At 33.7% G+C, this 11,289-nt stretch carries 13 protein-coding genes; 2 read left to right on the forward strand and 11 right to left on the reverse strand.

The genetic code is table 11. The features are described from left to right. Positions 1 to 93: 93 nt before the first annotated feature. From A3SG_RS0103815 to A3SG_RS0103845, 8 genes are all read right to left on the reverse strand, one after another. Positions 94 to 1,359, reverse strand: a complete 1,266-nt coding sequence (locus A3SG_RS0103815; protein ID WP_016988685.1) for a YaiO family outer membrane beta-barrel protein — start codon at positions 1,357 to 1,359, stop codon at positions 94 to 96. Then, complete coding sequence (locus A3SG_RS22190) at positions 1,356 to 1,577, reverse strand: tetratricopeptide repeat protein (protein WP_016988686.1); 222 nt, start codon at positions 1,575 to 1,577, stop codon at positions 1,356 to 1,358. Before A3SG_RS22190 ends, A3SG_RS0103815 begins: the two co-directional genes overlap by 4 nt. Positions 1,578 to 1,761: 184 nt before the next feature. After that, positions 1,762 to 3,804 carry an LTA synthase family protein gene (locus A3SG_RS19035; RefSeq protein WP_016988687.1) on the reverse strand — a complete coding sequence of 681 codons (2,043 nt, stop codon included), beginning with the start codon at positions 3,802 to 3,804 and terminating at the stop codon, positions 1,762 to 1,764. Further along, on the reverse strand, positions 3,776 to 5,248 hold the full coding sequence (locus tag A3SG_RS0103825; protein ID WP_029596593.1) for a glycosyltransferase family 2 protein: 1,473 nt from the start codon (positions 5,246 to 5,248) through the stop codon (positions 3,776 to 3,778). Before A3SG_RS0103825 ends, A3SG_RS19035 begins: the two co-directional genes overlap by 29 nt. Positions 5,249 to 5,260: 12 nt before the next feature. Then, positions 5,261 to 6,367, reverse strand: a complete 1,107-nt coding sequence (locus A3SG_RS0103830) for a hypothetical protein (RefSeq protein ID WP_016988689.1) — start codon at positions 6,365 to 6,367, stop codon at positions 5,261 to 5,263. A 5-nt stretch (positions 6,368 to 6,372) separates the two neighbouring features. After that, positions 6,373 to 6,732: a response regulator transcription factor gene (locus A3SG_RS0103835; protein ID WP_016988690.1), complete on the reverse strand. Its 360-nt coding sequence runs from the start codon at positions 6,730 to 6,732 to the stop codon at positions 6,373 to 6,375. Positions 6,733 to 7,103: 371 nt separating this feature from the next. Then, positions 7,104 to 7,868: a TIGR02757 family protein gene (locus tag A3SG_RS0103840; protein WP_016988691.1), complete on the reverse strand. Its 765-nt coding sequence runs from the start codon at positions 7,866 to 7,868 to the stop codon at positions 7,104 to 7,106. A 158-nt stretch (positions 7,869 to 8,026) separates the two neighbouring features. Then, the gene (locus tag A3SG_RS0103845; protein ID WP_016988692.1) at positions 8,027 to 8,689 is read right to left on the reverse strand and encodes an ABC transporter ATP-binding protein; all 663 of its coding nucleotides are present in this window, start codon (positions 8,687 to 8,689) and stop codon (positions 8,027 to 8,029) included. A 247-nt stretch (positions 8,690 to 8,936) separates the two neighbouring features. Here A3SG_RS0103845 and msrA point away from each other — a divergent pair, with 247 nt between their 5' ends. Both msrA and A3SG_RS0103855 read left to right on the forward strand, forming a co-directional pair. Continuing rightward, on the forward strand, positions 8,937 to 9,485 hold the full coding sequence (gene msrA, locus A3SG_RS0103850; RefSeq protein ID WP_016988693.1) for a peptide-methionine (S)-S-oxide reductase MsrA: 549 nt from the start codon (positions 8,937 to 8,939) through the stop codon (positions 9,483 to 9,485). Further along, positions 9,485 to 9,784 (forward strand): hypothetical protein, encoded by a 300-nt coding sequence (locus A3SG_RS0103855; protein WP_016988694.1) that lies wholly within the window; start codon positions 9,485 to 9,487, stop codon positions 9,782 to 9,784. The genes msrA and A3SG_RS0103855 overlap by 1 nt, the downstream gene beginning before the upstream one ends. 6 nt (positions 9,785 to 9,790) lie before the next feature. On the opposite strand, the gene A3SG_RS0103860 is transcribed toward A3SG_RS0103855, so the two are convergent. From A3SG_RS0103860 to A3SG_RS22195, 3 genes are all read right to left on the reverse strand, one after another. Beyond that, positions 9,791 to 10,093, reverse strand: a complete 303-nt coding sequence (locus A3SG_RS0103860) for a DUF6787 family protein (RefSeq protein WP_016988695.1) — start codon at positions 10,091 to 10,093, stop codon at positions 9,791 to 9,793. 32 nt (positions 10,094 to 10,125) lie between these two features. Then, complete coding sequence (locus A3SG_RS0103865) at positions 10,126 to 10,563, reverse strand: DUF6146 family protein (protein ID WP_016988696.1); 438 nt, start codon at positions 10,561 to 10,563, stop codon at positions 10,126 to 10,128. A 107-nt stretch (positions 10,564 to 10,670) separates the two neighbouring features. After that, a complete protein-coding gene (locus A3SG_RS22195; protein WP_016988697.1) occupies positions 10,671 to 10,958 on the reverse strand; it encodes a hypothetical protein in 288 nt (95 codons plus the stop codon). Between the last annotated feature and the right edge of the window lie 331 nt (positions 10,959 to 11,289).

Raw genomic sequence — 11,289 nt, forward strand, 5'->3', positions numbered from 1 at the left:
ATACGGTTTTTGAAAGTAAAGATGCTAATTGCGGTCCAAACTCGTGCAATTGCAAATGAGTCTGACTAATTTTATTATAGACTATTGATCTTTCTATTTAAAGCGGATGTCCCAGGTTAAAGTGACGTTATAGATCCAAAAGTAATTGCCTTGATCAAAAGTGATTTCTTGATGGGTTACTCCAAATTGTGCTCCCCATGCATTTTTTTTATTAGTAGATGTAAAAAAGTAGCCCACAATTAATTTCTGAGATTTCAAATCAACAATTTCATTTGCATTTCCAGTGAAATTAAATTGGTTTATCTCAGGAGAAAACCCTACTCCCAAAATTGCTCCAAAATAATTATCGGCGTCACTCCTGTATTTCCGATACGTAAAGGTTCCAGAAGAGCTGGTTCCATTTTCTCCCGGAGTAATATAGGGGCGAAAAGAGAGGTAACTGTTTCCGGTGTACCAGCCTATGGAGCCTGTATATATATTAGTGGTTGTGTCGTATTTTAGAGAACGGAATCCCAATGAGGCCTCCAGACTGTATGGTAATGATTTGTATAATTCTGCGCCATATCTTAAATCGGGAAAAAGAAAGGTATTGGCAAAACCAATATTTAAATAAGCATACATTCCTTTAGCTATTTTTGGATATAAATCAAATTCAATTTGCGTTCCATTTTCATTAAAGCGTCTGTTGAAATTAAACTTACTGATGATACTCCCGTACTTTGTTTGTCGGGTATAATTTAGCGTATAATATTGCATTGGGTCAAAAACTTCCGAATATATGTCTACGGCGGCAATAAGACCAATAGTATTTTTCCGTAATGTTTGGTTTAAATTTGCTTTAAAGCCAAGTGCATTTTCGTCTTCAGGAGTTTTATCTAATATTGATTCAATACTGTTTAAGGCTTCTAGTGGATTATTAGTACTTTTTTCGGCAGTTGCTTTTAAATAAATAAATTCCGGATCTTCTGGAAATATTTTTAATGCTTTTTTCGACAATTCTAAAGCAACAAATGGAGATTCACTCCAGGATTCATTTTTTATAGCAGCAATCCAGTTAGATTTATTTTTAGGGTCTTTATCTAAAACGTAGGCAAACTCATTCCTTGCTTTTTTATAGTCTCCATCCCAAGCGTAGGTAGTGGCGAGGAAAGTCCGGATGTCATGATAGTCAGGATACTTTGTTAAAATATTGCGGAGTGTATCCTGCGCCTGTTTCCTTTGCTGATTAAAAGCAAGATTTCGGGCAGTTTCGAAAGAGGTGTCCGGATTACCATTATAGTTTTCCTGTTGTGCTTGGATATGTAATACAAAGCAAATAGAAAGTATAAAAGTCAGTTTGATTGTTATTTTTGAAATCATTCTTTAAAGGTTTTTTTGATTTTAATGTATTCCGTATTTTTAGGATGTTTTTTTATAATACTGTCCATGATTTTTTCCGCTTGAGGAACTGCATTTGCTCGTTTGTATGCTTGCGCGAGTTTAACACTCAGTTCAGGTGGTGTGACTTCGTTTTTCAGGGCTACTTTTGCAATTGCAATTGCTTTGCTGTTTTGGTCAGACCACCAGTAAACATCCATTAAGGCTAAGTAGCTGTCCTCATAGTATGGTGTTCTTTTTATTACATTTAATAATTCAGCTTCTGCTTTTGGATAGTCGCCGTCCCATGCTAATGTTCGCGCTTTTAAAGTTCGTACATCACTATAATTAGGAACTTCATTTAGAATATAATTGCATAAAAGTCTAGCTTTTTGACGCTCCTTATTAAAGGCAAAATCGCGGGCAAGAAAAAAGAATGTCGTCGAAGGTCAATCCTTTGGTCAGTTTTTTTATTGTGGCCATTTCTTGCTCAGAAAACTGAAAAGCAGGCTGGGTATAAATGTTCAAAGACTTAGGTATAATTTTATTCTTTTTAGTCAGGTAAGCATTTAATTTTTTTGCTTCTCTTAGAGAGTCGCTAATAGTTTTTAATACTGTTTCATCATTTATTTTTTTAATGTCAAAATCAGCATTGATTTTAAACAGCTCTCCATCAGAATATAAGTAGTCTTTATAGATATAATCATTTATGCTCCCTTTGTTGCGCATTAGAGGGATTTGGTGAATATTTCTAAATTGTTGTACAGTATCTAAGCCCTGACTCATCCAGGTTGTTTTTTCCATTTTGTTTAATTTATAATTATTAATCAAAAATGAAATTAAACTGGGAGCTACATCCCAATGCGAAGAAATTGATTTGAAGCTTTGGGCTTTTTTTAGCATCGGACTGTAGATGTATAAAGGCACATGAAAGCGACATAATTTGTCTTTTTGATTTATAGGAATTAATCTATGATCTCCCGTAATTATAAATATGGTGTTTTTATACTCAGGTCTTTTGGCATAGGACTGCATAAAGTTTTTAATCGAATTATCAGTATATAAAAGACAGGCAAAAATATCTTTGAACGCTTTAATTTCTCCTCTATTTATACTTAAATTAGGATTGGCGTTTACAATACTATCTACTTTCTTTAAATACAGATTCTTTGATGGAAAATCAAAAGGTTCATGATTTGTTAAAGTCATGATGATATCTAAACGAGGCTCTTCTTTACCATTTAAGTTAGATAGGGTTTTTTTAAATATCTCTGCGTCTGGATATCCCCAAGAGAATCCGCCGGAATTTTCTTTTGTTTTGACATAGCCTGGGCCAAATTTATTTACGTCAATTACATTGTCGATTCCGTTGTATTCTAAGAAATTAATCTTTCGGTCAAAACTGGAGTCATCTCCGCTATAGTACGAAGTAGTATATTGGTTGGTCTTTAGAATACTAATCAAAGAAGTGTGTGATGGTAACGGATTAAGCTCTAAGAATCCTTTTTCGCCGTAAGGCAAAGAACCCAATAAGGAGGGAACAACGCCAAAGGTCCTTCCGGCTGTACTAATAAAGTTTTCCCAGTAAAGGGATTTGGTAATCATAGAATCTAAGAACGGTGTAAAGCCGTGATAGTCATTTTTTCCGATAAATTCACTCCCTAAACCTTCTACAATGATCATTACAATATTTGGTTTTTCTTCGTGAATTTCAAAAAAGGGACCTAGTACATCTGGGGTAGAATTAAAAGGCTGAACTAAGGGATATTCTTTTTTATAGAATAAATTTTCAGTGTTTGTTAAGCTCTTTTCATTTTGAACACGGATGATGTCACTGGTGAAAAAGTACATTTTATTTTGATAATTGGAGGCGGAAATATCAGGTATAAATAGCTTTAAACCACCTAAAAATAAAATAAGTAGAGCAGTGGTAATATAGATTCCCTTTTCAGTGGTAAATTTGATTAAGATGCCATTGATCACTAAATAGATCATTGGAAAAAGAATAAAAGGCAAGAAATAGAGGTAAGATAGAGACTCTGATGCTGTCACGGTAGTGTACATGTCATCCATGGAGTAGCCTAAGATGTCAGCACCTAAGTTGATTAGTGTAGTGAGGTTATACTTAACTAACGCAAATTGCGCAATTATAATTAAACAAAATAGTACTTTTATTAGTATTTCATTTATTGCTTTTTTGATAAATACAAAAGCTAAATATAAGGGCAAGAATAACAAACCAATCAGTAATCCTGTCCAAAAATCATTTAGTATTTTAAATAATACCGTAGTGGTAAGGTCTTGTATTTGAATTCCGCTTGCCGTTTTAGAGTAGATTTCGAAAAGGGTAATTAGCCAAAAAGTAAATATTAAGGAGAGTGTTAGATAAATATATCTAAAGCCAGTTTTAAAAGAAAATTTATTCGCTTTTTTCTCTATTTTCTCCATCTTTTGTTAATTTATTAATTGTTTGTGTGTTGCCCATTCCTTTTCTTGTCATCGCTCCCCATTTCTTCTTTTTATTGAAGTAGTAATCAATATTTCCCATTACAGCTGAATACAGAATAAAAGGATGGATGACCAAAGGCTCTGTGAAAGAAATCATAACCATTTTTAATCCTGAACCTTTTTTTTTGTATTGATGGTAGGTAAGCTCCTCAGAAATAATTGCGATTATCGAAAATAATACTGTGAATAAGTAAGCTCCTAATACAAATGCAATGGTGTAATCCCATCTGACTTTACCGAAAAAAATAAGAAATCCAAAATAGAACAGACCAATGATTTCTATTATCGGAGCCAGTCTTTCAAATAAAAACCAATAGGGATAACTTAGGAGTCCCATGGCACCATATCTCTTGTTTAAACCAATTTTTCTATGTTTTCTCAGTGTTTCTATAGTACCGCGAGTCCATCGGTTTCTTTGAGAGATAAACGTTTTATAGTTATCAGGAGCTTCAGTCCAACAAAGCGGATCTGGAATATAGGCAACTTTATATTTTGTTTTGTTTTCTTTCTCTTCCATGTACCGTCTCATACGCACAATAATTTCCATGTCTTCTCCCACAGTATGCACATCATAACCGCCCACTTCAATTGCTATCTTTTTATCAAATAATCCAAAAGCACCAGAAATCACAAGCAATCCATTTAGTCTACTCCATGCCATTCTTCCCAGTAAAAAAGCTCGTAAATATTCCAGAATCTGACCTTGCACCATCTTGTTTAGAGGTAGGTTAACGTCAAGCAATTTACCTTCTTTAATAATACAAGAATTGGCAATTCGGATTACTCCTCCGGCAGCGATAACCTTTGTATCTGTCGTTTCTAAGAAAGGTTTGATTAATTTGAGTAACGCATCTTCAATCAACAGACAATCTACATCTATACAAGCAACATATTTGTTAGAACTGATATTTAATCCCATATTTAAAGCATCAGCTTTTCCTCCATTCACCTTGTCAACAATGATTAATTTTTCAAATGCTGGATTTATTGATTTGAATATCCCGCCCCTTAGTGGTTGTGTAGGTATTTGTTCATTGATAAGGAAGTCTACTTTTACTAGATCATAGGCTTCTATAAGTTTCTCGAGGCTATCATCTTTACTACCGTCATTTACAATAATTACATCATAATTAGCATAATGACAAGATAGCAACGACCTTACATTCTCAATAATATTTAAACTCTCATTATACGCCGGGGCAATAATAGAAATTGAAGGGGAAATGTTTGAGGATAAAATTTTGTTATAGTTGACAAAGCTATTCTTTTTCATGTACCCAATACTCTCGATTACCGATATAATCCCTAGTATAATATAAGACCCTATAAGCAAAGACCCATAGAGGAAAAACAAGAAGCGAATAACAAGGATCGAATTTTGCATTTATAAAAATAATTAATTGGATTCTACGTAATTAATAATTTTAATAAATTCAGGGTCGATAGATATGTCCTTGAAAGTATTGAAATCGTCAAGACTTATTTTTTTTAAGATTTTAATCGCTGCGAATTTAATTTCGAAATTAGGATTTAAGATATTATCCACAATAAATGGCTTGTCGTCTAATTCGTAAGTGCTTTCCATCATCGTGAAAAAAGCGATTTGTTCTTCTAATTCAAGTATGTTAAAATTGTTCTTTAAGTCAAGCTTTGCTTCGATAATATCGAGGTGATTGATAACATGGATTACTTCAACCCGTACATTTACATTTGGGTGCTGTAAAAGCGCGATAAGTTCTTCTTTTACTATATATTGGTTGTAGATTTTCGCCAGTTTTAGAGAAAAAAAGACCACAGACTCGTTTGGTGATTTCAACCAGGACGATATATCTGAAATTTCCTGAGTTTTAGATAACTGTAGTACTTCAAGTAACTGGATTTGATCCCATTCTGAAATTGGTGTTTTTATTTCATTCAAAAAGTCCAGACCTTTAAAGTGAAATAAATTAACGAGATACAATTGCATTTGACTCCGCACTTCACTTTTAGGGTGATTTATATGTTCTTTAACTAAATGTTGGACTTCTGCCACTTCAAAAAGGGTAAGTTCCCTTAGTCCTTCAGCAATCAAATTCCATTTTCTGCTTTTTATTTTGGAAAGAGTATATTCTTTCAGCCCAATTTGAATGTAAAGCTTATTTATTGCTGCGGCCATTTCCCCAGAAATCTCATAGTCTAGTTTTAACATTGTACCAATTAGGATATCCTTCCTATATGCTTTGCTTGTTTCTTTTTTTAATTCTTCAATGATTACTTGTTGATCTGAACTAATTTCTTCAGTATTATCATCACCGGAATATAAATAAGTGATAACAGCAGTTTCAAATTCTTTTTCTAACTTGTTTTTTGACTTTTCATTTCTGCGTAAAGTACTTCTTAAATATTTCAAGTAGATGATGACTGTAATAACTAAGAAAAATAATATGCCTATGAAAATCCAAACCAATTCAACGATTAAATCAGATTCTTTAAAAAGTTCAATAAAATAATTAAAGGGAATCATATTAGTTAACGTAATATTCGCTTTACACGATTCATCAATTCATTGGGACTAAATGGTTTACTCATAAAATCATTAGCTCCTAATTTGAAGGCTTTAAGAACTATTTCTTCCTGGCCTGATGCTGAAAAAACAATGATGGGGGTTTTGTAGTTCAATTTATTGCGTACGTGACTAATTACTTCTAATCCACTGATAAACGGCATCATAATATCCGTTAAAATCAATTGAGGGTTGTGTTCTTCAATTAACGCTATCGTTTCTCTTCCATTTTCTGCAATTAAAAGCTCATATCCTTCTTTTTCTAATCGAAACTTAAGCAGTAACGATAACATGGAATTATCTTCAGCGAGTAAAACTTTTTTCATGTAAATTTAGTATAATACCGTTAACTCAATATGGATTAATTATTCTACTATTGTATACGTAATGGTTACCGTTTCGGTTTTTATTATTCTAAATAAGTATTGATCTTATTTATAAAACATTCAATTCAATTCAAATAATTTATTCTCAAAAACATAGAATAGATTTATTATTTATTTAATGCGAAATTAGTGTAATTTTCTTTATAAAAAACGATTAAGAGCTAAATATATAGGTGAAAGACATTCAAAATCTATTTAGATCAGAATCAAAGTGTTAAATAATGGGTTTTTAGTTTTTCTGCCATTTCAACATGAAAAACAGAGGGAAATACAGCGAAAACAGGTAGTGTACAGTGGTAGTGAATTTTACATTAAAACCCTTCAAAAACGCCCAACCCAAAGAGTGCAAAATCATATTTGACAGGATCGTTCGGGTCGATTTTTCGCAGTTTAAAGTCCAATTCAGCTACTGCTTTACCGTCGTTTTGTTTCCGGGTTAGCAATCCTAGTTTTCGGGCGACATTACCGGAATGGACGTCTAAAGGGCAGGATAGAACTGCTGGAGGAATACTCTTCCATATTCCTAAGTCAACTCCTTTACTGTCTTGGCGACACATCCACCTCAAAAACATATTAATCCTTTTTGCCGCAGAGCCATTCAAGGGATCTGACACGTGTTTTTGACTCCGATATTGGTGCGGAATCTCAAAAAATATTTTCTTAAACTCAGAGATGCTTTTTTGCATCGATGCGGGCTCTTGATGTTTGGAGAAAACAGCTTCGAGTCCGTCGTGGTTTTGGTAGATGTTTTGGAGACTTTTTATAAAACTGCTAAAATCTTGTCCGTTAAAAGTACGATGTACAAAAGTCTCGAGCCTTTGTAAATCATCGTTAGAATGTGACATTACAAAGTCAAAGGGAGCATTTCCCATCAAATCAATCATGCGATGGGAGTTTTTGATAATCATGGTACGGTTTCCCCAGGCAATTGTTGCACTTAGAAAACCCGCGATTTCAACATCTTCTTTTCGAGTAAAAAGATGCGGTATTTGTACTGGATCACTTTCAATGAAATCGAGTGTGTTGTATTGAAGTACTTTTTCGTCGAGAAAATTTTTAAGTTCTGATTTCTTCATTGTGGGAATCGGATAACATGGATTAAAACAGGTTTACTCAAATTGTGGAAAAATTACTACTGATAGCAAATAAGCTTAGCCCAGATAGAAGTGAAAATCCTTTTTATCTCGTTTTAGGACGAGGTAAAAAGATTGTAGCGCATAGCTGGAAACAGCTCCTAATTACTAATTTGGCCATCAACCATCACCAGTTTTCTGTCGGCCATATTAGCGAGTTCCTCATTATGGGTTACAATGACAAACGTTTGACCAAATTCATCTCGCAATTTGAAAAACAATTGGTGCAAGTTTTCTGCAGATGCGGTGTCAAGATTACCAGAAGGCTCATCTGCAAATATGATCGCGGGTTTATTTATCAATGCGCGGGCCACGGCTACTCGTTGTTGTTCCCCTCCAGAAAGTTCATTGGGTTTATGGTTAAGTCTATGCGATAGACCAAGAAAATCTAATAATTTCTTCGCTTCGGTTTCGGTTTCTTGTTTGGGCTTATTAGCTATAAAGGCAGGAATACATACGTTTTCTAATGCCGTAAATTCAGGTAGCAATTGATGAAATTGAAAGATAAAACCGAGATTCAAATTTCTAAATTTAGACAGGTTTTTATCATTCATAGTAAGAATGTCTTCATTATTGATGCGCAATTCTATTTCCTTTTCTACCGAAGGCTTGTCTAATGTTCCAAGGATTTGTAAAAGAGTTGTTTTACCTGCTCCAGAAGCTCCGACAATAGAAACAATTTCCCCTTGTTTAATATGCAAATCTACTCCTTTTAAAACATGGAGTTGGTCGTAATATTTGTGCAAATTTTTGGCATATATCATAAGAAGCTATTTCTGCAAAGAAACAAAGATTTAAATGAATATTAAATGGCTGACAAAATAATTTTCATGAGACAAACTATAAAATTTAGTTAATAAGAAATAAGGGAGTCTGTTTAATAGCCTAAATTTGATTTATAATGTTATCTTGGTAATAGGTATATTAGAGTTGAACTGATCATACTGTTAATTGCCTATTAGTTGAAATAAAAACGAGGTTGTTTTACCTCAAATTAAGAAATCGAATACAATGGAAAATCAAGAAGGAATAGAAGTGACTACGTTAGCAGGAGGTTGTTTTTGGTGTACAGAGGCCGTTTTTTTAGAATTAGAGGGTGTGCACTCTGTCATTTCAGGTTATATTGGCGGCAAGACGGTTGATCCAAGCTATAGGGAAATATGCAATGGAGATACGGGCCATGCAGAAGCAATCGAGATTAGTTTTGATGCTGAAAAAATTTCATTTGGCGAACTATTAGAAATATTTTTTGCCACACACGACCCGACGACACTGAACCGTCAAGGCAATGATGTAGGAACGCAGTATCGTAGTGAAGTTTTTTATCATAACGAGGAACAGAAAAAGACAGCGGAAGAATATATTGATTTAATGACGGCTGAGGATACTTTTGGGAAGCGTATTGTAACCAAGATTTCGTCAACGTCTAAATTTTATAAAGCAGAAGAGGTACATCAAAACTATTATAATGATAACAAGTCTCAAGGTTACTGCTCGTATATCATAACACCTAAAATAGACAAATTAAAGAAAGTTTATAAAGATAAACTTAAAAAATAATGGAGAAAGAGGTCAGCGAGGTGAATGCAAAGATTAAAAATAAAAATTTAGTTTTAGGTATTTTGTTTGACGGCATAGGAATGCTTTCTTTTACGGTGCCCATGGTTGGTGAGTTTTCAGATATTATTTGGGCACCTATAGCTGCTTATTTGATGACCACAATGTATAAAGGAACAGCAGGGAAAGTAGGAGGAGTGGTAACATTTCTTGAAGAAATATTTCCTTTTACGGATTTTATTCCCTCGTTTACGCTAATGTGGTTTTACAATTATGTGATAAAAAAAGGGAGTGGAAGTTAAGTTTGTTTATTCCTTAAATAGGAAACCTAGTCCCATATTTTTCAGCATTTTTTTCTCGAATGCCCAAAAGAATTTAAATTGTCCCAATAGCGCTCCGATTAATACCAAAAGTACTTGGTATAGGGGAAAAATAATAAGTAACCGAACAGGTGTGTACCAGAATCCAAAGTCTTCTTCCATAATTCCCAACCAAAAGCAAGCAGGTTTTGACAACCAGGCCGAAGTAGAACCAGTTATCGCAAAGACGATAAATATAATTACAAGTTGAAAATTGGATGTAATTTTCCAACGCTTTTTTAGTCCCTTCATTTTTATTTATAATGATTACAAATATAGTAACATTATCTTGGAGGAACATAACCAAAAAGTTTTTGTTTGTAGGTATTTTGAAAATAGACCATATAGTTATAAATTAAATAATTTACCTCATATCCATAATCAACATTTTGATCGTAATTAATGGTCATTTCGTAAAGATTTGCATTGTAGCGAAACGGCTGTATTACCCTGCTGTTCCATTCGCGAATCCACAACCGATTTTTGTTTTCTAAAAAGGACTGAGAGTTATAACCGCGCGGTAAAGACTTTGATGCTAACCATGTACTAAATCCGTTATCGATAATAATTACTTCATATTCTAATGCGTCATTAGCAATTCTTACTGTATCGTTTGGCATTGAAGGATCTAAACCATCTGCCTTTACAACAGTATTCTTGACAGAGGTACAATTTATTAACGTAGCCAAAAGAAGAAGTAGGACGTAATATATATATTTCATGAGGTACTAATTGAATTATAAAACTACAAAATTAAATTCTGTAAAGTATGTTTTAATATAATAAAAGCCTGTAATCTGTGAAAATCGGCTTTTGAAAATTATAATTTTTATTTCTTTCCAAATAAACTTCCTAAAGAATCACCTAAGCCTCCGCTATTTTTTTTAAGTGCTTCCACCGCATCAATAACATCGACTTCTCCATCGGCATTTTGATCTAAGCCAAACTTACTAACATATTTTGAAATAGTATCCATAATTCCACTACTATCGGCTTTACGGGATTTGGCTGCAATGATCTTTATAATCTCAAAGCTAGAATTGTTGGGGTCTTTTGCTTTTCGCACAAGCGAACTTGAAATTTGTGGTATTAAACGAACTGCTGGTCCTGTGGCCACTTCACTATTTAATCCAAATTTTGCTTCTAAGTTGCCCGTAAGTTGCTTCGTGATTTTTTGTACGACAGGATTGTATTCCTCCTTAGCATTGTTTACTTAGAATAAATCCGCGAATTGACTTGCGTTGCCGTCTGAAACTATTTTTTGCAGTTCAGTCAGGATCGTAGTACTAGTTTCATTTATGACTGCTTCGTTTTGATCATTTGGGATAGCATCATTTTTTCACCACTGCTTCTATTCCAAATTGTTGTGCTAATTGTATTAATTGTTCAAACATTTTGACTTTTTTGTGGTTTGAATACAATTCACAAAAAAAGGAAGGTATTAATTA

It is taken from the genome of Flavobacterium sp. ACAM 123 (assembly GCF_000264055.1).
Lineage (GTDB): Bacteria > Bacteroidota > Bacteroidia > Flavobacteriales > Flavobacteriaceae > Flavobacterium.